This is a genomic window from Sphingomonas naasensis (genome assembly GCF_004792695.1).
Classification (GTDB): Bacteria; Pseudomonadota; Alphaproteobacteria; order Sphingomonadales; family Sphingomonadaceae; genus Sphingomonas; species Sphingomonas naasensis.
In genome coordinates this window covers 698987-720024 of sequence record NZ_SRXU01000001.1, presented here as the reverse complement: position 1 = coordinate 720024, position 21038 = coordinate 698987, and the positions used below count along the sequence as shown (strand labels likewise).

18 protein-coding genes and 1 tRNA gene are annotated in these 21038 nt (G+C 67.1%); 8 read left to right on the top strand and 11 right to left on the bottom strand.

Translation table 11 applies throughout. The features are described 5' to 3' along the window. Positions 1 to 74: 74 nt before the first annotated feature. Positions 75 to 1229 carry an aminotransferase gene (locus E5A74_RS03470; RefSeq protein ID WP_135982842.1) on the bottom strand — a complete coding sequence of 385 codons (1155 nt, stop codon included), beginning with the start codon at positions 1227 to 1229 and terminating at the stop codon, positions 75 to 77. Positions 1230 to 1312: 83 nt separating this feature from the next. On the opposite strand from E5A74_RS03470, the gene E5A74_RS03465 reads away from it, so the two are divergent. Next, the gene (locus E5A74_RS03465) at positions 1313 to 1555 is read left to right on the top strand and encodes a hypothetical protein (RefSeq protein WP_135982841.1); all 243 of its coding nucleotides are present in this window, start codon (positions 1313 to 1315) and stop codon (positions 1553 to 1555) included. Position 1556: 1 nt separating this feature from the next. Here the strand turns inward: E5A74_RS03465 and E5A74_RS03460 are convergent, their stop codons facing one another. Together E5A74_RS03460 and E5A74_RS03455 are read right to left on the bottom strand one after the other, a co-directional pair. Then, on the bottom strand, positions 1557 to 2678 hold the full coding sequence (locus tag E5A74_RS03460) for a trypsin-like peptidase domain-containing protein (protein ID WP_135982840.1): 1122 nt from the start codon (positions 2676 to 2678) through the stop codon (positions 1557 to 1559). 33 nt (positions 2679 to 2711) lie between these two features. Further along, on the bottom strand, positions 2712 to 3389 hold the full coding sequence (locus E5A74_RS03455) for an HdeD family acid-resistance protein (RefSeq protein ID WP_135982839.1): 678 nt from the start codon (positions 3387 to 3389) through the stop codon (positions 2712 to 2714). A gap of 241 nt (positions 3390 to 3630) precedes the next feature. Between E5A74_RS03455 and E5A74_RS03450 the strand changes: the two genes are divergently transcribed. After that, positions 3631 to 4011 carry a hypothetical protein gene (locus E5A74_RS03450; RefSeq protein ID WP_135982838.1) on the top strand — a complete coding sequence of 127 codons (381 nt, stop codon included), beginning with the start codon at positions 3631 to 3633 and terminating at the stop codon, positions 4009 to 4011. Between the two features lie 150 nt (positions 4012 to 4161). On the opposite strand, the gene E5A74_RS03445 is transcribed toward E5A74_RS03450, so the two are convergent. From E5A74_RS03445 to E5A74_RS03440, 3 genes are all read right to left on the bottom strand, one after another. Beyond that, positions 4162 to 5115 carry an aldo/keto reductase gene (locus E5A74_RS03445; RefSeq protein ID WP_166745587.1) on the bottom strand — a complete coding sequence of 318 codons (954 nt, stop codon included), beginning with the start codon at positions 5113 to 5115 and terminating at the stop codon, positions 4162 to 4164. Continuing rightward, positions 5112 to 5876 (bottom strand): hypothetical protein, encoded by a 765-nt coding sequence (locus E5A74_RS20785; RefSeq protein WP_166745586.1) that lies wholly within the window; start codon positions 5874 to 5876, stop codon positions 5112 to 5114. Before E5A74_RS20785 ends, E5A74_RS03445 begins: the two co-directional genes overlap by 4 nt. Before the next feature lie 183 nt (positions 5877 to 6059). Then, on the bottom strand, positions 6060 to 9794 hold the full coding sequence (locus E5A74_RS03440) for a TonB-dependent receptor (protein WP_135982836.1): 3735 nt from the start codon (positions 9792 to 9794) through the stop codon (positions 6060 to 6062). A 439-nt stretch (positions 9795 to 10233) separates the two neighbouring features. Here E5A74_RS03440 and E5A74_RS03435 point away from each other — a divergent pair, with 439 nt between their 5' ends. Further along, on the top strand, positions 10234 to 13302 hold the full coding sequence (locus E5A74_RS03435; RefSeq protein ID WP_240699617.1) for a glycoside hydrolase family 2 protein: 3069 nt from the start codon (positions 10234 to 10236) through the stop codon (positions 13300 to 13302). A gap of 127 nt (positions 13303 to 13429) precedes the next feature. On the opposite strand, the gene E5A74_RS03430 is transcribed toward E5A74_RS03435, so the two are convergent. Next, positions 13430 to 14086, bottom strand: a complete 657-nt coding sequence (locus tag E5A74_RS03430) for a response regulator transcription factor (RefSeq protein ID WP_135982834.1) — start codon at positions 14084 to 14086, stop codon at positions 13430 to 13432. Then, positions 14079 to 15161, bottom strand: a complete 1083-nt coding sequence (locus tag E5A74_RS03425; protein WP_135982833.1) for a histidine kinase — start codon at positions 15159 to 15161, stop codon at positions 14079 to 14081. The genes E5A74_RS03430 and E5A74_RS03425 overlap by 8 nt, the downstream gene beginning before the upstream one ends. Before the next feature lie 411 nt (positions 15162 to 15572). Between E5A74_RS03425 and E5A74_RS03420 the strand changes: the two genes are divergently transcribed. The 4 genes from E5A74_RS03420 to E5A74_RS03405 all read left to right on the top strand — a co-directional run bounded on the left by E5A74_RS03420 (position 15573) and on the right by E5A74_RS03405 (position 17870). Further along, the gene (locus E5A74_RS03420; protein WP_135982832.1) at positions 15573 to 16091 is read left to right on the top strand and encodes a DUF2059 domain-containing protein; all 519 of its coding nucleotides are present in this window, start codon (positions 15573 to 15575) and stop codon (positions 16089 to 16091) included. Between the two features lie 72 nt (positions 16092 to 16163). Beyond that, positions 16164 to 16535, top strand: a complete 372-nt coding sequence (locus tag E5A74_RS03415) for a hypothetical protein (RefSeq protein ID WP_135982830.1) — start codon at positions 16164 to 16166, stop codon at positions 16533 to 16535. 4 nt (positions 16536 to 16539) lie between these two features. Then, positions 16540 to 17274 carry a C39 family peptidase gene (locus tag E5A74_RS03410; protein ID WP_135982828.1) on the top strand — a complete coding sequence of 245 codons (735 nt, stop codon included), beginning with the start codon at positions 16540 to 16542 and terminating at the stop codon, positions 17272 to 17274. Between the two features lie 11 nt (positions 17275 to 17285). After that, complete coding sequence (locus tag E5A74_RS03405) at positions 17286 to 17870, top strand: hypothetical protein (protein ID WP_166745585.1); 585 nt, start codon at positions 17286 to 17288, stop codon at positions 17868 to 17870. Positions 17871 to 17895: 25 nt separating this feature from the next. Here the strand turns inward: E5A74_RS03405 and E5A74_RS03400 are convergent, their stop codons facing one another. The 3 genes from E5A74_RS03400 to E5A74_RS03390 all read right to left on the bottom strand — a co-directional run bounded on the left by E5A74_RS03400 (position 17896) and on the right by E5A74_RS03390 (position 20177). Beyond that, a complete protein-coding gene (locus E5A74_RS03400; RefSeq protein WP_206365750.1) occupies positions 17896 to 19176 on the bottom strand; it encodes a porin family protein in 1281 nt (426 codons plus the stop codon). Next, the gene (locus E5A74_RS03395; RefSeq protein ID WP_135982824.1) at positions 19173 to 19880 is read right to left on the bottom strand and encodes a helix-turn-helix domain-containing protein; all 708 of its coding nucleotides are present in this window, start codon (positions 19878 to 19880) and stop codon (positions 19173 to 19175) included. Before E5A74_RS03395 ends, E5A74_RS03400 begins: the two co-directional genes overlap by 4 nt. A gap of 220 nt (positions 19881 to 20100) precedes the next feature. Next, positions 20101 to 20177 (bottom strand) — tRNA-Arg (locus E5A74_RS03390). Between the two features lie 58 nt (positions 20178 to 20235). Between E5A74_RS03390 and E5A74_RS03385 the strand changes: the two genes are divergently transcribed. After that, entirely contained in the window at positions 20236 to 20988 is a 753-nt protein-coding gene (locus E5A74_RS03385) for a queuosine precursor transporter (protein WP_135982822.1), read from the top strand. Positions 20989 to 21038 lie beyond the last annotated feature (50 nt).

Here is a 21038-nt window from a genome sequence, read left to right as displayed (position 1 = left end):
AACTCCTCGTTGCCCCGGCCGGCGAACGGACTCGGGTGGCAAGGGTTGCCGCGACGACGACGAAGCGACGCTGGCTATCGGCCAAGCGTTTCCCGGGCCGCGCCGATGCGTTCGATCGCCGCGTCGAGCGTCGCATCCTGCTTGACGAAACAGAAGCGCACGATGCCGGTCACCGGCGCCTCCGCGTAGAAGGCCGAGACCGGGATCGCGACGACGCCGGCCTCGATCAGGCGCTCGCAGAACGCCACATCGTCGAGCGCGATGTCCGACGCGGCAAGATCGACCGACAGGAAATAGGTCGCGACGCTGGGCAGCACCGCGAGGCCGGCGTCGGCGAGCCCGGCGGCGAGGCGGTCGCGGCCGCGCTCGAAGCGGTGGCGCGCATCCTGCACCCAGGCGTCCTGCGTCGCGAGACCCTCGGCAACCGCCCATTGCAGGTTGGGCGGGGTGGTGAAGGTGAGGAACTGGTGCGCGCGGGCGAGGACGCGCGCGAGCGGCGGGGCGGCGCACATCCAGCCGACCTTGAAGCCGGTCAGCGCGAAGATCTTGCCGGCGCTGCCGATCTTGACGCTACGCTCGCGCATGCCGGGAAAGCCGATCAGCGGCAAATGGCGCGCGCCGTCGAAAGTGACATGCTCCCAAACCTCGTCGCAGATCGCGATCAGATCGTGCGCGACGCAGAAATCGGCGAGCATCGCGAGCTCGGCGGCGCTGGCCATCGTCGCGGCGGGGTTGAGCGGGTTGTTGAGCAGCAGGAAGCGCGTGCGCGGGGTCACCGCGGCGGCGAGGGCTTCGCGGGTGATCTTCCAGTGCGGCGGCTCGAGCCGGACGAAACGGGGCACGCCGCCGGCGCGGCGGACGAGCGGGACATAGGCGTCGTAGAGCGGCTGGAAGAGGATGACTTCGTCGCCCGGCGAGATCAGCGCGAGCAAGGTCGCGGCGAGCGCCTCGGTCGCGCCCGAGGTGACGATCACTTCGTCGGCGGCAAGATCGAGCGCCTGGTGGCGGCAATAATGGTCGGCGACCGCCTCGCGGAGCTCGGCGAGGCCGGCCATCGGCGGATATTGGTTCGATTTCCCGAGCAGCGCGCGCGCCGCGGCTTCGAGCACCGCCGGCGGGCCGGGATCATCGGCAAAGCCCTGGCCGAGGTTGATCGCCCCGGTCTCGCGGGCGCGGGCCGACATCGCCTCGAAGATCGTCGTGCCCATTTGCGCGTAGACCGGGTGCATGCACGGCTTGTGGCCGCTTGCAACCGACCACGCAACCGCCGCATTAGCGGCTCGTTGAAGCATGGCGCATCAGAAGGATGATCATGAGCAGGAAGCCGCCCGTCCCCGCCGAAAACCAGTCTCCCTACCCGATCGAGGAGCCGCCGCACGATCCTGTCCCCGACAATGAGACGGTAGCGGTGGTACGCGAGATGGCAGCCGCGAAGAAGCGGCGCGCGGGCCCGAGTTCGCGCCAGCTCGGCATCGGCGCGGCGGTGGGGATCGGCTCGGCAGCGATCGTCGCCGGGCTGCTGTTCTGGCGTGGCAATCGCAAGGACGGGAAGTAGGTCAGCCCTCGACCGGCACCGTCAGGTCGAGCGTATTCGAGCCGCGGCGTACCCGCAGCACCAGCTGCGTGCCCACTTCGGTCCGGCCGACGAGATCGCGTAGCGCGGCGGCGGTCGGGGTCTCCCGTTCGCCCGCCGAGACGACAATGTCGCCGCGGCGCAGCCCCGCCCGCTCGGCGGCCGATCCCGGCGCGACCGCGGCGATCAACGCGCCCCGTACCGGCGTATCGGCATTCGCCCCCGCCAGCGTGGCGGCGTCGAGCAGGGTAACGCCGAGGCGGCCGCGGTGGACGGTGCCGTGGCGGAGGATCTCGTTCATCACGAAGCGCGCGGTGTTTGCCGGTACGGCGAAGCCGATGCCGATATTGGCGCCGGGGCCGAACAAGGCACTGTTGATCCCCACCACGGTACCGCCCATGCCGATCAGCGGTCCGCCCGAATTGCCCGGATTGATCGATGCATCGGTCTGGATGTAGCTCTCGAACCCTTCGCGACTGAGCCCGCGCCCCACCGCGCTGATGATACCCGAAGTCACGGTCTGACCGAGCCCGAAGGGATTGCCGATCGCGAGCACCTGATCGCCGACGCGCGCTGCATCGGAATTGCCGAGCGGAAGCTGGGGCAGGTTGGCCGCGGGCAGGCGGAGCAGCGCGATGTCCGAAGGCGCGTCGCTGCCGAGCCGGGTGGCCTCGAAGCGTCGCTGATCGGGAAGCACGACTTCGATCGTCCGCGCATCCGCAACGACATGATGATTGGTCAGCACCAGCCCGCGCGCGCTGTCGACGATGACGCCGGATCCCGACGAGAGCCGCACCTGCCCGGCATCGGGAACGTCGAAATAGCGCCGGAAGAAGGGATCGCGCAGCAGCGGGTTCTGCTGCGCCGGCGATGCCTGCACGACGGCGATGCTGACCACCGCGGGTGCCGCGCGGGCGACCAGTTCGGCGAAACCGGTCGTCCCGCCGGGACGCGCGCCAGAGGTCTGGGCGGGTGCCCCGGGTGTCGCGGTCGGCGTGGGGAGGGGCTGGCCGCGATCGTTCGGCTGCGAACGACACGCGCCGAGCAGTGCCGCGGCCAGCAACACCGGGCCGATCAGGGGCGCGGACTTCCGGGCATCGCGCATGGCGGACGTTCCTTTCCGATTGCAGCGCGACGTTCAGCCGGTCGCGGATGGGCCGGGGGTGCCTGGATCGACGGGGCCCGGCTCGATCGGCGCCGGCGTGGGCGGGACGTCGACGGCGGTCTCGCGGCGCTGCTCCCGATCGCGCACCTCGACCGCATCGCTGCCGGTGCCGATCGCGATGAAGGCGGCGCCTTCGAAGAGCAGCGCGATGCCCAGCGCCACGCCCGGGACGAAGAAGCCGGCGATCGGCAGGCGGAGCATGAGCCAGACACCGCCGATCAGCGCCACCAGCCCCGAGACGATGAGCCAGCGCCAGCCACGATCGGGCCGGATGCGAAAACCGAGGATGATCTCGCCAATGCCGGTGACGAAGAGCAGCCAGGCGAGCAGCAAGGTGATCGCCAACGCGCCGGTGATCGGGCTCAGCAGGAAGGCCGCGCTACCCGCGAGATAGATCAACCCGAGCAATACGTTCAGGAAAAACCCTTTCCATGCCGGTGCGCGAAACGCCTGGATCACCTGCGAGACGCCGGCAATCGCCGCGGCGATGCCGGCGATTACCGTGGTGGCGAGCGTCGAAAGGAGCGGCGCGAGCAATGCGAAGATCCCGCACAGCGCCAGCACGATGCCGAGCAGGACGAACCAGTGCCGCTGCCCGGCGCGTGAGTCGAAGCCGGCAAGGGGCGAGGATTGAAGGGTGGAGCTGTTCATCGCGAACTCCCGCTGGGGGCGGCGGCGATACGATGGCGCACCGCAGGGCCCTGGGAAGCGTCATAGATGGGGGCTAGTCCCTCGGGGTATCGAGATTAGTCCCGATACCCGATCAGTATCGTCGTCTCGTATTTCCTTCGGTTCCAATCCCCAAGGACGGCCCGGATGCCGACCATGGGGACAAACCCGCGCATCCCGTTCGGCGCATCGCCGCCGGAATGCGAAAACAGGGAGAACCGCCGTGCAGAGTATCGCGTTGATGATCGGATTGACGATGGTGGCCACGGCGGTTCCCGCCGAACCGCAGCGCGGCCGCTGGATCACGCTGGGCACCGCCACGCTTCGCCTCGATTCCAGCCAGGGCATCATCCGTGTGCGCGGGACCGATCGCTATCGGCAGGTGCGGCTCTGCGTCGAGCGTCGCGCCGTCCGTATCGAGACCGCCCGCGTGGAATTCGCGCGCGGCACTCCGCAGGTGCTGAACGTTCGCCGGACCGTGGGTGCGGGCAACTGCACCACGGCCGAGACGCTGCGCCGGCCCAATATGCGCACCGTCCGGCTGAATGTCGGCCGGCAGAACCACGGCGCGCGCCCGATCGTCTCGGTCCAGGCGCGCTGGTAACCGCGGCGGGCGGCCGCCATCGACCGTGAAATCCGCGACAGGCTCGGTCACGATCGGGCGATCGCGGATTCGCGCGGCATCGCATAAGGACGCGCGACAGCATCGTGCGACGGTCGCGCTCTTTTCGTCGCAGGGGACAGCGCGGTCGCGTCAGCAAAGCCATTTGTGCGCCGCGAGCGCCGCCAGCCTGTCGGTGTCGAGCGGGCCGCGCTGGATCGCCGCGGCATTGGCCTCGAGCTGCGCGCATGTCCGCATGCCGACCGCCACGGTCGATACCGCGGGGTGCGACAGGGCGAAGCGCAGTGCGAGATCGGCAACCGATCGATCGGGCGCCACGACGGCAGGCGCCAGCCGCTGCACGCGCGCTTCGGTCTCGCGGCGATGCGCGTCGTAGAAATAGGCGGTGCGCCAGTCTTCGGTCGAAAAGCCGGGCATGGCGCCGTCCGGGCGGGCGGCGAGCGCGCCGAAATAGAGCGGCGATCGCACGACCACGCCGACGCCATGCCCCTGGCAGAGCGGGAACAGCGCCGCCGCCGCGCCCTGATCGAAGACATTGTACATCAGCTCGACCGCATCGATCGTGCCGCTGGCGACGATCTCCAGTCCCGCCGCGACATCGTGGTCGAACAGCGACACGCCGATGCCTGCGATCTTCCCCTCGGCGCGCAGAGTTTCGAGCGTCTGCCGCCAATCGCCTTCGCCGCGCCATTCGGGGCACCAGGCGTGCAGCTGCTGGAGCGCGAGACGCTCGACGCCGAGCCGGCCGAGCAATGCCTCGGTCGCGGCACGAAGGTGCCAGCCGGGATAGGCCTGATCGGCGGGGACATGCGGCGAGGGGAGATCGAAGGGCACCAGCGAGGCGGCGCGCGCAATCACATGGACGCGGTGGCGCGCGCCTTCGCGGCGGAGGATGTCGCCGAGCAGAGTCGCGGTTTCGGCGTCGCTCGAATCGATTTCGACCGTATTGATGCCGAGCGCGAGCGCGCGCGCCAGCATCGCGCCGGCCTCGCCGGGGTCGCGCGCCGCGCTCCGCAGCGCGGCGGTGCCGATGGCCAGCTCGGAGAGATTGAGGCCGGTGCGCCCGAGCGGGCGGAAACGGATCATGAATCGGACGCCGCGGTGATCACGATCTGCATCCCCGGCGCGTGGCGGTTGGCCCAGGCCGAGCGATGCCATGCGCCCGGCTGTGCCGGGGTCTGGACGCGGTGAATGCTCGCCGCGCCCGGGGTGACTTCGCATTCCGCTTCGCGGTCGAGGAGAAAGGGGAAGCGTCCCGAGGTCATCGCCGCCAATTGTTCGGGGCGGTGCGCCCAGAGCGTCTCGACCGGTGCGCCGGTGCGCAGCACCCGGCTGTCCATCTGGCAGAGCAGCGGGAACTCGCGGCGCATATAGGCGCGATAGATGTCGGGATCGATGTTGGCGGCCGGCGTGACGCGCATGCCGGCGGGGCGGCCGATCGGCCAGAGCAGCCGGACGGCGCGGGCTTCCTGCACCCGATCGACGTGCCAGACCAGATCGCCGGGGGCGAAGGAAGTGCGGATCGCGATCGATGCGCGTCCGCCGGCGAGGTGCGACGCGAAGCCGGCGAGCGTCGCGATCTCCTCGGCCAGGAGCGCGCGGGCGCGGACGAAGCTGGCGGGGCCGAGCAACTGATCGGAGACGAGCGCGAGCGCCGCGTCGGGCTCCAGCCGGTTGAAGTCGAGCTTGAAGCCTTGGCGCGCGAGGAGGGCGCGGACGAAATCGCGATAGGGCAGGTCGTCGAGCGGCGGTCGGGCGAGCTCGAGCGCGCCGAGCGGCGCTCGATCGAGCCGGTCGCGCGCCGCATCGTGCGGAGAGGGGAGCGACAGAGTGTCGGGCAGCGCCATGTCAGCGGCCGGGCGCGATGCAGGCGGTGACGGCGCGGAACCCGGCGAGCGCGATACAGGTGCTGCGCATCCGGACACCTCCCGGCCGAAAATCAGAGCATATCGGAGGGCGGCGCGGTTTTCGAGCCGCGCGTCGCCGCGCCGGAGGCCGGCGGGCGCGCCCGAAGACGCGCCCGCCGCCGATCAGTTGCCGAACTGGACGCGGACGCCGCCCATGATGCGGCGGCCGCCGTAGAGCAGCCGCATGACGCGCGGCGTGCCGTCGCCGAAGGGCACATAGCTCCCCGTCGAGATCGTCTGCGCCTCGCGCGTCATGTTGCGGCCCTCGAGATAGATCTGGGCGTTGCGCGTGACGTTGTACGAGATCTTCGCGTCGATGAAGGTGCTCGAGTCATTGAACCGCGGCACGCCCGGATTGTAGCCCGGCGCAACGAGGCGGACATTGGTCCATTGCTCGCCCGGATAATTGATGTCGGTCGTGTTGCCGCCGCACGGCGTGATGCACGAGAAGCGCGACGTGCGGTACTGATAGGACACGCGCATGTTGAGCTTGCCGTCGTCATACCAGAGCGACGCATTGGCATAATATTTGGACTCGTCGGGCGGCGCCATCACGTCGCCGGTCAACGGATCCTGCTGGCCGCTGGTCGCCGCCGACGAGAGGACCGAGAGGTTGGCGTCGACGCCGGTATATTTCAGGAACCAGGGCAAGAAGGTGTAGGCCGTCTTGACCGAGAATTCCCAGATGTTGCGCTTGTAGCCCGGTCCGTTCGCCCAGGTCGGAACGAGGAAGGCGATATCGGCCAGCGGGGCGCCGGTGATCGGATCGATCTCGGTGCTGCCCTCGAACGGCTTTTCGAGCACGGTCACCGCGATCGGCTTGCCGATCTTCACGTCGAGCTTGCCATAAGCGACCGAGAAGATCGTGTCCTTGTTGGGATACCATTCGAGCGAGGCGTTGTAGCTCCACGCGGTGAACGGCTTGAGGCCGGGATTGCCGACGCGATCGCGGCAGCCGAAGCTGTCCTCGGTCGCGGTGTCGAGAACGTCACGCTCGTCAACGGTGCAGGTGCCGCCGGGGATGAGGTTGTCGATGCTCGGCCGTGCCACCGTCTTGGCGCCATAGAGGCGGAAAACGACCTGGTCGTCAAAGCCCCAGAGGTTGAGGTTGACGCTGGGCAGCCAGTCGGTGGTGCTGCGCTTGAAGGTGACCGGGCGGGCGAAGGACTGGGTGGAGAAGCCGCCCGCCGCGTCCGGATTGGCCGGATTGTAGCTCGAGGTGACGCGGATCGCCTCGATCGTCTGCAACCCCGACGACTGGGTGCTGGTGAACACGCCGCGAATGCCGGCATTGCCGTTGAACACGAGGCCGAAGGGCAGGCGCTGCTCGAAGTCGAACATGCCGTAGACGTTCTTGATCGTCTCATTGGCGCGCGTCACCGGCTGGTCGTACATCTGGCCGTCGCTGCCCATGCATTGCTTTAGGCAGTCGAAGTTCATGAACTGCGCCGCGCCGAGCTCGGCGAACAGCTCGTCGGTGCGGATGCCTTGCCACGCCGGGGGCAGACTGCCGCGGTTCGGCAGATCGCCGAAATATTCCGAGGTCGGGCTCTCGAGCGTACGGGCGAACAGATCACGCAACTGATCGGGAGTGAGCGTGTCGACGCCCGAGCGGACCGCGGACGGATTGGTGCTCGGGACGAAGCCGTAGTTGCACGACAGCCCGCCCGCCGCCGACGAGCCGGTGGTCGGCTGGCAGGCGCGATAGCTGCCGCGGACGATTGCGGTGGGGACGATCACCGCCGGGACATAACCGGCCTGGCCGAAGGTGCCGATCGCCGAGGAGGCGGTGTAGCCGCCATTGCCCCATTTGCTGATCTGCTGGTTGCGGTACATCGCGCCGACCTTGATGCGCGAGATGAAGGGGACCAGCTCCTCGGTCTTGTAGGCGAGGTCGAACTTGGCCGTCTTCTCGGTCGATTCGCCGAGCGACGGCGTGTACTGAATCTGGAAGTTCGGCGTGACCAGCGGCATCTGCGATACGAGATACTGGGTCGTCCCGCCCGGGTTGGTCGCCGATGCGGCGGCGGATTGCTGGCCGATGCAGGTGGCCGGATTGGTGCCCCCCGCGACGCAGGCCGGCGGATTGAGCTGGACGAAGTTGCTCGGGTTGGTCTCGTCATAGGTGGACGGCAACGCGATGTCCCAAAGGCCGTTGGGCTGCAGCGTCAGCGTCGCGTCGCCATAGGCATAGGAGCGCGCGGTGCGCATGTCGGCGCGGCTCGTCGTCGCCTTGGTGTAGCCGCCCCACAGATCGATCTCGAGCCGGTCGCCGCGATATTCGGCGCCCGCCTGCGCATATTTGGTTTTGGTGTCGATCGTGTTCTCGATCTGGTCGATGCCAACCGAATTGTTGGTCAACGTCATCTCGGTGACGTTGTGCGCGCCGTCGACCTTGATGCTGCCCGGAACGACGTTGAGGACGTTGCCGAGCACCGGATTGGTGACGAGGCTGCTGCCGCTGCCGGTGCTGGCCGCATTGAGGCCATAGGCCGGGTCATACAGATAATAGCCCGCCGGCGCGTTGGGCGAGACCGAGCGGGTCAGCGGATACCCGCTGGTCGAGTTGACGAAGGTGCCGTTGAGATTCTGGTTGAACAGCGAGACCGGGTTGCGGCTCCGATTCTGGTCGTGAACCTTGCGGTTGGCGATCGTGCCCTTGGCGAAGATCGTGAGATTGTCGGTGAGGCGATAATCGAGACGCGCGTCGATCGAATAGCGCGTGTCGTTCTGCTCGTTCATGAAGTTGCGGATCAGCGACGGCGTATAGTCGTTCCACTGATTGAGGCAGGTCTGCTGCTCGAGAATGCGTTGCGCGCGCTGGTTGGCGAGCGTCTGCCCGGCGACCGTGCCGCCATTGCCGGTCGGGTTGTCCGGGAAGATCTGCAGACATTGCGCCTTGCTGGTGGCGCCCGCCGCGAGCGTGACCAGCTCGCGCGGGGTCAGCGTCGTGCCGTCGGGGGCCCGGCTGTTGGCGAAGGCGACGTCGGCGGCATCGGTGCCGACCGTGGCGGGATTGAAGCTGAAGGTCTTCTCGGGCGACTGATCGAAGTCGAACAGGCGCGAATAGCCGCGATTGTTGCTCGTCGTGGTCTCGAAGCCGTGGCCGTTGTTCTGGATCTTCGAATAAGTGCCGCTGACGATCACGCCGAGTCGATCGTCGAGGAATTTGCTCGCGGCGACGCCGTTGAAGTCCGGCGTCCAGTTACGGCCGAGCGAGTTCTGGCCCACGCCGGCGCGCAGCGAGAAATAGGGCTTCTTGAAATCGAGGCCGCTGCGGGTTTTGATCTGGACCGTGCCGCCCAGCGAGCCCTCGGTCATGTCGGCGGTCGAGCCCTTGACCACGTCGACGCTCTTGATCAGCTCGGCGGGCAGCTCGCGCAGATCCGCACTGCGGCCCTGGCCCGAGGCGATCGCGAGGCCGTTGGTGCTCTGCACGCCGATCCCGTCGAGCTCGACGCGCGTCAGATCGGCGCCATTGCCGCGTACCGCGACGCCGTCGCCCTCGCCGAACTCGTTGCGGCTGAGCGCGACGCCCGGGATGCGCGAGATCGCTTCGTTGACGTTGCGGTCGGGGAAGGAGCCGATGTCGTCGGCGACGATCGAGTCGGTCGCGGTGCGCGCATTCTTCTTGCGTGCATTGGCCGATTGCTGGCTGGCACGCGAGCCGACGACGACGACCTCGTCGTAGTTCTGCGAGACGCCGGGCGCCAGGTCATCGTCGGCCGGAACGGCCTGCGCGTTGGGATCCGGCGCGGTCTGCGCCGTCGCTTCGCCGCCACAGGCGAGGAGCAGCCCCAGCACCGTCCAGGAAGCAGTCGCGCCGATACGGACGCGCGAAATCGATCGTTTAGACATGGTTTTCCCCTCTCCACCCTGTGGTTCACGTACCGGTCGTGGCAGGTCTCGGTTTTGCCGATGTCCCTGTCCGGCCAGCTTTTGTTGGGGATTTCGGAGTGCCTCGCTCCGCATCCCAAAATGTGGCACGTAAACTCAGCTTTTAGAATTACTCATTTTTCGCGTCGGTGCAATAGTCTGACTAACAGGCCAATTTGCGCCGTAGCTTCCGTCGCTTAGGCTGCTCGCAAATGGGTATGCGTCTGATTTGCCGACGCTAGCTCCGCCGCGTTGGAGCAACCGCAGGAGCGAGGCGCGATCTCTGGTAAGGCCAATGCGCGAGTCGAGTCGCGAATGGCTTGACCATTTTTGCCCACATATCGTAGTATTTGTTCAAATAGTAGAACGTTGGGACGCGTGGGCGAGAGCTTCTCTTTCGCGCGCAGGAGGAGAAGGTCCGTTGAGAGCGCCCAGCCTTGCCCTTGCCGCGCTGTTGACCGTTGCCGGCGGGCCCGCGCCGGCGCACGACGCGTCCACCATGGTCAGCTCGCCGCGACGCACCTGGAACCTCAATCCCGAATGGCGGATGGCGATCGGCGAGCAGCCGGGCGCCGAGCGCGAGGGGTTCGACGATCGCGGCTGGAATCGCGTCACGCTTCCCAACGCCTTCAACGAGAAGCAGGCCTTCGCGCGCGACATCAAGGCATTGTCGACCGGCATCACCTGGTATCGCAAGCGCATCCTCCTGCCGGCGGGCGCGGCCGGCGGCCGGGCGTTGCTCGAGTTCGAGGGCGTGCGTCAGGCGGCGGAGGTGTGGGTCAACGGCAAGTCGGTCGCCCTGTCAGAGAGCGGCGCGATGGCGTTCGGCGCCGACATCAGCGCGGCGCTCAAGCCCGGCGAAAATCTGATCGCGGTGCGCGTCGACAATGACTGGAAGTACAAGGAGCGCGCGACCGGCAGCGGCTTCCAGTGGAACAACGACAATTTCAACGTCAACTATGGCGGCATCACCAAAAATGTGCGGCTGCATCTGACCGGGCCGGTCTATCAGACGCTGCCGCTCCAGGCGGGGCTGGGGACCAGCGGCCAATATGTCTGGGCCGACGGCTTCGATCTCGCGCGGCGCAGCGCGACGGTGCACGCCGAGACCGAAGTGCGCAATGCAGGCGCGGCGGCGCGGCAAATCGGCTTTCGCATCGAGCTGCGCGATCCGGCCGGTAAGATCGTCGCGAAGTTCGATGGCGCAGCCGCGACGCTGGCGCCGGGCGAGACGCGCATCCTGGCCGCCGCCGCGCGTGTCGCGGGGCTCCACTGGTGGAGCTGGGGCTATGGCTATCTCTACACGGTGACGACCAGCCTGACCGAGAACGGCAAGGTCATCGACAGCGTCGACACCCGCACCGGCTTTCGCCAGACCAAATTCGCCGACGGGATGGTGACGCTCAACGGCCGCGTCCTCCAGATGCACGGCTATGCCCAGCGCACCTCGAACGAATGGCCCGCCGTCGGCGTGTCGGTGCCGCCATGGATCAGCGATTTCTCGAACGCGCTGATGGTCGAGAGCGGCGGCAATCTGGTGCGCTGGATGCACATCACTCCATCGAAGCAGGACGTCGAATCGGCGGACCGGGTGGGCCTGATCGAGGCGATGCCCGCGGGCGATGCCGAGAGCGACACCACCGGCCGGCGCTGGGAGCAGCGCAAGGAGCAGATGCAGGCGGCGATCGTCTACAATCGCAACAACCCGTCGATTCTGTTCTACGAGGGCGGCAACGAGAGCATCAGCGAGGCGCACATGGCCGAGCTGAAGGCGATCCGCGATCGCTGGGATCCGCATGGCGGCCGCGCGATCGGATCGCGCGAGATGCTCGACAGCAAGATCGCCGAATATGGCGGCGAGATGCTCTACATCAACAAGAGCGCGAAGCACCCGATGTGGGCGATGGAATATTCGCGCGACGAAGGCGCACGGCTCTATCAGGACGCGCTGACGCCGCCGTTCCACAAGGATGCGCCCGACTATAACCGCAACCAGGACAGCCACGCGATCGAGGACGTGAAGCGCTGGTGGGACTATTATCGGGTGCGGCCGGGGACGGGCAAGCGCGTCAGCTCGGGCGGCGTCAACATCATCTTCTCGGACTCGAACACCCATTTTCGCGGCGACAACAACTATCGCCGCTCGGGCGAGGTCGACGCAGTGCGGCTACCCAAAGAGGGGTTCTACGCGCACAAGGTGATGTGGAGCGACTGGGTCGACAGCGTGACGCCCGCGACGCACATCATCGGCCACTGGAATTACGCCGCGGGCACCCGCAAGGACGTCACCGTCGTCTCGAATGGCGCCAGCGTCGAGCTGTTTCTGGGCGGTCGCTCGCTGGGCAAGGGCACGCGCAGCAGCGGCTTCCTGTTCAGCTGGAAGGACGTGCAATGGGCGCCGGGAACGCTGCGCGCGGTCGCCACCCACGCCGATGGACGCACCTCCGTGCACCGCCTCGAGACGACCGGCGCGCCGGCGGCGCTGCGGCTGACGCCGCATCTCTCGCCGCGCGGCTTCGTCATGGACGGCGCCGATCTGGCGCTGGTCGATGTCGAGGTGGTCGATGCGAAGGGCCGGCGCGTGCCGACCGCGAACCAGAGGGTCGCGTTCACGCTCGACGGCCCGGCGGAATGGCGCGGCGGCATCGCGCAGGGCGATTCCTCGGGCACGCCGCGCGCGGCGACCGCCTCGGGGCCTGCCGAACCCGCGAAGCCGGCGGGCGCCGATCAGACGACGCAATATGCCGGCACCGCGCGGGGGGAGGACAATTACATCCTCGCGCGGACGTTGCCGGTCGAGGCGGGGATCAATCGCGTGCTGCTGCGCGCCGGGACCGCGAAGGGCATGGTGCGCGTCACCGCGACCGCGCCCGGATTGAAAACCGTCACGCTGGCGATCCCGACGATCCTGCCCAAAGCGGCCCGCGGCGGACTCTCCGGCGATTTCCCCGAGGATCACCAGCCCGGGTTGCTCACGCGCGGACCGACCCCTTCCGGGCCGTCGTTCAGGATGACCCGCACCACCGCGCTGCCGGCATCAGTTGCGGCAGGATCGAACGCCGCGGAGGCAGGGCGCAGCATCGACGACAACGAGCTTTCGCGCTGGACCAGCGACGGGCGGCCCGACACCGCGTGGATCGAATATCGCTTCGATGCGCCGCTGACGCTGAGCGAGCTCGACCTCAAGCTCGTCGGCTGGCGTTCGCGCAGCTATCCGCTGCGCCTCACGCTCGACGGCCGCGTGATCTGGGAGGGCCAGACCGAACGCCAGCTCGGCTATGCCAATATCGCCTTCGCACCTGCGACTGGACGCGTGCTGCGGATCCAGCAGATCGGCCAGGTCGAGGACCGCGACGGCTTCGGCAAGATCGTCGAGCTCGACACCGCGCGCAAGGCGGGCGACACCGGCGCCGATGCCGTGCCGCCGGGCTGGCGGCTGGGGATCGTCGAGGTCGACTTTCACGGGCCTGTCGCGGGCGGGACTCGATAAGCGCGAAAGGTGGAATGGACTGGCGCGGAGCCGGCGGCGTTCGGAAAATTGCGCGACCTCGGCAGGGCAGGATCTGAAAAGGATCTCTTCGGCTCGCGCCATGGCCCCTCGGGCGCGTCGTGTCCGGCTATTCGGGCCGCGCCAACGATTGGCGCAGCGCCTCGTTCTCCGGCTCGCCGAGTTCGGAGAGAAACGCGATGCGCAATGCGTCCGGAAAGCTGGGCACGCGCAGCTTGAGCATGATGTTGGCGCGATGCACTTCCACCGTGCGCGGGCTGATTCCGAACATCAGCGCGATCTCCTTGTTCGAATGCCCCCGTGCGAGGCGATCGAGTATCTCCTGCTCGCGATCGGTCAGCACGCCGAGGCGGCGGCGGGCATGCTCGCGACGGTCAACCTGGGTCGAGAGATCCTCGAGCTGGTTGAACGCGCGCTCGACCACCTCGAGCAGCGCGTGCCGCGAGACCGGCTTCTCGAGGAAATCCAGCGCGCCGTTCTGGGTGGCGCGAACCGCGGTCTGGATATCGCCCTGGCCGGTGAGGATGATCACCGGCAGCAAGACGCCGTGCGTGTTCATCCATTCCTGCACGCCCAGCCCGTCGATGTCGGGCATGTGCAGGTCGAGGATCACGCAGGCGCGCTGCGGACGCTTGATGTGGCGGATGAACTCGGCGCCGCTCGACCAGGTCTTGGGGAAATAGCCCGCACTCTGGAGAACGAAGGCAACCGATCTGCGAATCGGCAATTCGTCGTCGACGACGTGGACGATCCCTTTCTCAGGCATGCGAGCTTCCTCCGATTTTCGCTTTTTTGAGGCTCAGTCTGATTTCGGCGTTTCTTCCTGGATCCTCCGCGATCGAGACATGTCCGCCGTGCAGGCTCATCGTCACCTGGCAGATGGCGAGCAGCCGGACATCGTCATTGTCTGATGGATAAAGCTCCGCCGGGACCCGGCCCGGCACCGCGCCGTCGAGGTCCCATGCCCTGCAGTCGAGGAAGCGGACGACGGCGCCTTCGCGGCCTTCGGGCGCAATACGGACCCTGATCGAATGCTTCGCGGCCGGCCCGGCGCGGCGCAGGCAGCGCTGCATCAGCAGGACGAGCATCGACACGAAGTGCGCATGGCTCAGCCGGACGTGCAGATCGGCGTCGCCGCCGTGCAATGCGAGCAGGGCGCCGCGCCCGCCCTGCGTCTGGCCGAGCAGGTCGTGCGCCTGCCGCACGACATCGCAGAGCGAATGCAGCTCGAGCGCGCGGTTCTGATAGCCGAAGCTCCGGCGCAGCACGCGGAGCAGCTCGGCGCAATGCAGCGCCTGCTGCCCCGCCTCGGCGAGCGCGTCCTGGACGCGCCCGAGGTCCCCGGCGCCGCCGTTCAGCAGCACCGCCGAAGTCTGCACATAGTTGACGATCGCGGCGAGCGACTGGTTGAGCTCGTGCTCGACCATTGCGCCCGCCGCGGCGAACGCGCTCTCGCGCGCCGCATCGGTGATCTCGTCCCAGCGATGCGCTTCCGTCGGACCGCTGCGCTCGAGCGGGCGCAGGTGGCAGAGCAGGTGGCGGGCGCCGCGATATTCGACGGTGGAGCCCAACAGGCACATATCCGTCGTGCTCGGGCTCGCCGCGCGCAGCCTCGCCATGCCGGTATAGCCGAAGCACTGCCGTTGCGCGAACCAGCCGGCGAGGAGATCGGCCAGTGAATCGTCGGCATCGAACTGGCTCAGGCTGGGCGCGACGCCGATCAGCGCTTTCGCAACTTCGGTGGCGAAAGCGATCCGCCCAACCCGATCGATGATGAGGTGCGCCTCCCCCGATTCCTCAAGGAATTTTTCGAGAGGTGCCGTCTCGATCAAAATGCTCAACCTCCACTGCTGCGCCGGCGAGCGTGGGATTGTGACAAGCCCCCCTCACCATTTGGAACGCGGACAGGTCCCCAAGGAACGCGAACATTTGAAGTAGATCATCACCCCCGTAATCGATCGATACGTGGTAACACCTACGTAACGCTGCGGATAGGGTGCATGCACTTGATCAGTCTGGAGGCACGGGCTGCCGCGGGGTACGGGTTATCAACTACGTGTCTTCCGTTGCGGTTTCGTCACAGACGCTCCGAACCACAGGAAGTTGGTGGCGCTTCGTCTTTTTCCGGACAAACTGACGATCCGCAAAAGTCGTCGTCGGCAATCGACCTATGGTTGCGAAGCCGTCCCGAGTGGGGCGGTCGCCGATGGGCCAGGGGGCTTTCGGTGCCATTCGAAGACAAGGAGAACACTATGCGTGTTCGTACCATCCTCAAGGCTTCGGCGGCCGCATTCGGACTCGTCGTCGCCATGCCGGCGTTCGCTCAATCGGGCGGTAACGTGAACACCACGGACAGCGACCATGTCGCCGTCATCAACGATCTCCTCGACGTGATCTTCACCGACAACGCCGCCGATTCCTATTCGGACGACGACACCAAGACGATCAGCAAGGAGAATGGCTCGTACAACGGCAACAACGCCGTCAGCGCGAACCAGTATCTGAAGGCGGTCAACATCAACCGCGAGCTCGACGAAGTCGTCGACCTCGACGGTGAGGACGACACCGATACCGCCGTCGGCTACAACAGTGGCAGCAACTCGGTGAACGACAACGCCTTCGCGGCGTTCGCCGGCATCGCCAACGCAGCCTGGAACACGGGCATCAACGCCAACACGCAAGCCGCGACCAACATCGCGGCGCAGGGCACCGTCAATTTCGGTGTCGGCGGCGGCGGCGGTGCGGGTGGCGGCGACGACGGCGGCGATTGATCCCCCCGGGGGGCCGGGCCCGCTTCCATCGGTCCGGCCCCTTCTCGTTTCCGCATTCGAAAGGCGTTTGCCATGATCTCCCTAGCATTGCGGGCGGGGCTCGCTGCTCCCGCTCTTTTCCTGTCCGCCGGCGCGCTCGCGCAGCAGGCTCCCGCTTCCGATGCCGCCACGGGCGATGCCCAGGCCGCGGCCCGGCCGGAGAGCGGCTTGTTGTCGCTCGAGGAACTGGCGCAGCTGCGCGGCGGCGAGACCATCGTGCTCAACACCCAGGTGCTGCAGGGCGTGACCAGCGGCATGCTGCTCGGCGATTATAGCGCGGGCACGATCAGCCTCAGCGACAACGCGCTCTCGAACTTCAACGGGGTAGGCAATTTCGTGATCAACACCGGCGCATTGAACACGATGCAGGCCGGCATGACCCTCACCGTCAATCTGGGCGAATGACCCCGTGCGGCGCGCGCGGCTCCTGATCGCCGCGGCGATCGGCATTGCGGCACCGCTGGCCGCCGATGCGCAGGTGCGCCTCGGGCAGGAAGCGGGGGGCAATTACACGGTCACCGTGATGAGCTGGTGGGAGATCCCGTTCCGCACCGTCATCCGCCAGCGCTACGATTTCAGCTGCGGGTCCGCGGCGCTCGCGACCCTGCTCCATTATCACTATGGCCGTGCCCTCGGCGAACGCGAGAGCTTCGCGGCGATGTGGGCGAACGGCGATCAGGATGCGATCCGCCGCCAGGGCTTCTCGCTGCTCGACATGAAGACCTATCTCGACAAGATCGGTTATCGCGCGGAGGGCTTCCGCCTCGATCTCGCCCAGCTCAAGCAGGTGCGCAGGCCGCTGATCCTGCTGCTCGACCTGCGCGGCTTCAAGCATTTCGTCGTGCTCAAGGGCATGACCGACGACAAGATCCTCGTCGGCGATCCGATGCTCGGCCTAACTCAATATCGCTGGAGCGAGTTCGGTCATTACTGGAACGGCGTGGTGCTGGCGGTGATGCGCACTCCCGACAGGCGGCTGCCGAGCTTCAACCTCGTCAGCGACTGGAATTTCCAGGGTGGCAGGGCGCTCGATCGCACGATCGGCGGGCGCACCTCGATCGCCGACGTCACCAACTATCTCCCGCCGGCATATCAATTGTCGCCCGTGATGCTGCTCGACGTGCGGGTGGGGACCGTGAATTGAAGGAGCGTATGATGTTCAGCCTGTCGAAATTGGCGCTCGCCTGCGCGATCGGGCTCGGCCCGGCATCGGCGATGGCGCAGGACGCGGTTTCGGGCGACCCGCTGGCGTCGGCGCGGCCGATGCCCGATGCGGAGCTGGCGCAGGCGCGGGGCGGATTCGAGATCGCCGGGCTGATCATCTCGCTCGGTGCGGACCTGCGGACCTATCTCAACGGCGAGCTTGCCTTGCGCACGCTGTTCACCTGGGGCGATGGCGGGGTCGAGACGCAGCAATTCGTCTCGGCCGCGCTGACCCAGGCGACCGCGGACCAGCTTCGCGCGGGAATGTTCTCCGAAGGCGGCATCCGGCTGCAGCTCGGCGACCAGCAGGTGTTCTTCGCCAATCAGGGGCAGACCGCGCTGATCCACAATGTCGAGGGCGGCATCCAGAACATGCTGCTGAACACCGCGAACAACACCGCGGTTCGCCAGGAAGTCGATCTCACCCTCAACCTGTCGGGGTACGACACCTTCCGGGACTCAATCTCGGCCGGCACGCTCCCCCAGGGCATGGCCGGCGAACTCGATGCGGCGCTGGGCGCGGCGGCGGGCAACTGATCCCGCCGCCGGCGCCGTACCGGCTCTAGAACATCGTCGGCAGGCGGATCGTGATCCCGACATCGGGCGCATCCTCGGTCATGCCGAATTCGAACCCGACATTGGCGGTCACGCGCGTGTTGAGCCGATAGGACATGCCGAGGCTGAGCGAGCCGATCTGGAGCGGAAGCGATTCCGCGACGATGTCGCCGATCTCGGTCGTCGTCTTGAAGATGTAGCTGTGGCGATAGCCGAGCGAGAAGGAGAAGCGCGGATTCAGCGCGAAGCCGAAGCCGAGATTGGCGGAGATCGCGTCACCGGGGTCGACATGGCCGACAAAGGCGCCGCCCACGGTCTTGTCGATGTCGCGGCCGAGATGCCAGAGATAGGTCGATCCGCCGAAGATCACGACCGGATCCGACGGGAGCAGGAAGCTCAATCCGGGCTGCACGCCCCAGAATCCCGATCCGGTGGCGAGCCCGGTCGCGACGCCGAACGAGTCATAGCCGATATCGAACGGCCCCTGGCCGGTATCGGATTTGACCCGGATGCTGCCGACGAAGATCGGATCCTGCCCGTGCGCGTCGTTGATCTGGTAGCGCAGCGCGAGCTCGGCATCGCCGAAGCTGCTGTCCTTGAGCGCGATCGTCCGCACGATTCCCTGATCGCGCTGCTGCGCGACCTGGATGCGATCATAGCGGTGCATATAGGGCAGCCGTCCCTCGATCTCGAGCCGGCTGGTGATCCCGTAGCGCAGCGCGAGCGTGGGCGCGAGCGAGTCCCGGCGCGCCCGGCTCGCCTCGATCAGCCCGACCTGGATGCCCGGGATCAGCTCGAAGCCGCGGAACACCAGCCGGTCGGTCGCCGACTGGGTATAGTCGAAGATCGGATCGAGGACGAAGTGCCCCGCGGGGGTGAGCACGCCCTGTTCCTGCGGGACCGCGGCGACCTCGGCCTTGAGATCGCGCTGCTCCTGCGGCGCTTCGCCCACCGGCGCGGACGGCGCAGCCTGTGGCGACGGCGTCGCCTGCGTCGTCTGGGCGGCGATCGCCGCGCCGCGTGCCTCCATCGCGCCGATGCCGGCGCCGCGATAGGTGACGAGCTCGTCGTTCGGCAGCGACAGGGCCTCGATCCGTGCCTCTTGCTGCACCAACAGGGCGCGCTGTTCCGAGAGCTCGTCGGCCTGACGGGCGACGAGCTCCTCGAGCGCGCGAACCCGCTCGCCGAGGTCCTGGGCCTGGGCGTTGGCGGGGCGGGCGCAGACCGCCGAGAGCGACAGCGCGAGCGCGCTCGCCGCGGCGAGCAGCGTGGAGCGGGGGCCGCTCATGGCCGGATCCCGGCATGGACCAGCGTCCGGCCCGGCCGTGCCGGCGGCAGCTCGTCGCAGTCGCTCTGGCCCGCCAGCAGGCCGAGCTGACCGGGCTGGCGCACGCATACGCAATGCGGGCCGTCGAGCTCGATGAAGCCGCAGCGGATGAGCTGCGAGAAGGCCCGGCTGGCGGTGTGCATGTTGATGCCGAGATGATCGGCGATGTCCTCGCGCGACATCGGCAGGTCGATCGTCGCGCCCTGGCCCGTGCGATCGGCGAAATGGAGAAGGAAGGCGGCGAGCCGCTCGACCGCGGTGCGGCGCCCGAGCATGGCGAGGGTCTGGAGCGCTTCGCCGAGGCCCTGCCGCAGCAGCGCGGCATTGCCGCTGGCGCGGCCATGGCCCTCGGCCTTCTCGAGCGGCGAGAGCAGTACTTCGGTGACGGCTTCCGCGGTCTCGTCCCAGTCGCCTTCCTCGAGCCCGATCACGTCGCCGGCGATCGCGAAGCCGATCACCTGGCGCGTGCCGTCGGCACTGTAGCGGCAACGGCGGACCGCCCCCTGCATCACCTGAAGGCAGGTATTACGATGTTCGCCTTGCGAGAAAATCACGCCTCCCGGCGAATAGCGGCGAATGTGCGGGAACGAGCTAGCCGACGTGGCGTTGTGGCTTTCACTTATACAAGAATTTTTGCCTGCGATGCTTTCACTAAAGTTGTGCATAACTTTAACCCTTTGATCGAGTACGCGTATTTTGTTATTTAAGCGGACGCGACCTGCGCAAAATATACTGTGGAAAACTCGCGGCGATTATTGGGAGTTGTTCGTACGGGATTCCCGTACCCGCTGGCGCAAAAGCCATGGCGGGGCGGGACCTTGGCGCGGATTGCTGGCACGGGGCTGGCAGGTTGCGCTGCGCCGGGGTGGCTCGGCGGCGATGCGTTGGCGCGCCCGGCAGGATTCGAACCTGCGACCATCGGCTTAGAAGGCAGATGCTCTATCCAGCTGAGCTACGGGCGCGCGCGAATCGCCTGTGCCACGGATTGCGCAGCAGCGGAACCGGCATCATAACCGCGGCATGAGCGAGGGGGCAGACAGGCCGGCGCAAGTCGCCGCGCGCGACGTGGCGGGTGGGCATTTCCGCTATTTCGACTTCGTGATGGTGGCATTCGTCGTCGTGCTGCTGCTCTCGAACATCATCGGCGCGAGCAAGCGATCGGTGATCGACCTGCCGTGGATCGGACCATGGCCGTTCGGCGCCGGCATCCTGTTCTTCCCGATCAGCTATGTGATCGGCGACGTGCTGACCGAGGTCTATGGCTATGCCCGGGCCCGGCGGGTGATCTGGGCCGGGTTCGCGGCGATGCTCTACATGGTGCTGATGTGCATCGTCGTGGTGGCGCTGCCGGTCGACGCCGGCTGGGCGGGGCAGGCGGCATACGAGCAGATCTTCGGCTTCGGCAGCATTCCGCGCATCGCCTTCGCCTCGATCATCGCCTTCTGGTGCGGCGAGTTCGTCAATTCGTTCGTGCTCGCGCGGATGAAGATCCTCACCCGCGGCAGGCATCTATGGGCGCGGACGATCGGATCGACGATCTTCGGCCAGGCCGTCGACAGCCTGATCTTCTACCCGCTCGCCTTTCTGTTCGCCGCCGGCTGGACCACCCACCAGGTGATCACCGTGCTGTTCACCCAATGGGCGCTCAAGGTGGGCTGGGAAGTGCTGCTGACTCCGTTCACCTATGCGGTAGTCGGGTTCCTCAAAAGCCGCGAGGGCGTCGACGTTTATGACGAGGGGACCGACTTCACCCCCTTCGCCACGCGGGTCTGAGCGGCCTGCAATCTGCGCACTTGCACATTGTTGCGGTTTCGGAACAGTCT

Coding starts and splice junctions, on each gene's coding strand:
- E5A74_RS03460 (WP_135982840.1), bottom strand. CDS start 2,678: ATGCGCGATGCCCGGAAGTCCGCGCCCCTGATCGGCCCGGTGTTGCTG.
- E5A74_RS03400 (WP_206365750.1), bottom strand. CDS start 19,176: ATGAGCGGCCCCCGCTCCACGCTGCTCGCCGCGGCGAGCGCGCTCGCG.
- E5A74_RS03465 (WP_135982841.1), top strand. CDS start 1,313: ATGAGCAGGAAGCCGCCCGTCCCCGCCGAAAACCAGTCTCCCTACCCG.
- E5A74_RS03415 (WP_135982830.1), top strand. CDS start 16,164: ATGATCTCCCTAGCATTGCGGGCGGGGCTCGCTGCTCCCGCTCTTTTC.
- E5A74_RS03430 (WP_135982834.1), bottom strand. CDS start 14,086: ATGCCTGAGAAAGGGATCGTCCACGTCGTCGACGACGAATTGCCGATT.
- E5A74_RS03470 (WP_135982842.1), bottom strand. CDS start 1,229: ATGCACCCGGTCTACGCGCAAATGGGCACGACGATCTTCGAGGCGATG.
- E5A74_RS03420 (WP_135982832.1), top strand. CDS start 15,573: ATGCGTGTTCGTACCATCCTCAAGGCTTCGGCGGCCGCATTCGGACTC.
- E5A74_RS03405 (WP_166745585.1), top strand. CDS start 17,286: ATGTTCAGCCTGTCGAAATTGGCGCTCGCCTGCGCGATCGGGCTCGGC.
- E5A74_RS20785 (WP_166745586.1), bottom strand. CDS start 5,876: ATGGCGCTGCCCGACACTCTGTCGCTCCCCTCTCCGCACGATGCGGCG.
- E5A74_RS03385 (WP_135982822.1), top strand. CDS start 20,236: ATGAGCGAGGGGGCAGACAGGCCGGCGCAAGTCGCCGCGCGCGACGTG.
- E5A74_RS03440 (WP_135982836.1), bottom strand. CDS start 9,794: ATGTCTAAACGATCGATTTCGCGCGTCCGTATCGGCGCGACTGCTTCC.
- E5A74_RS03445 (WP_166745587.1), bottom strand. CDS start 5,115: ATGATCCGTTTCCGCCCGCTCGGGCGCACCGGCCTCAATCTCTCCGAG.
- E5A74_RS03395 (WP_135982824.1), bottom strand. CDS start 19,880: ATGCACAACTTTAGTGAAAGCATCGCAGGCAAAAATTCTTGTATAAGT.
- E5A74_RS03455 (WP_135982839.1), bottom strand. CDS start 3,389: ATGAACAGCTCCACCCTTCAATCCTCGCCCCTTGCCGGCTTCGACTCA.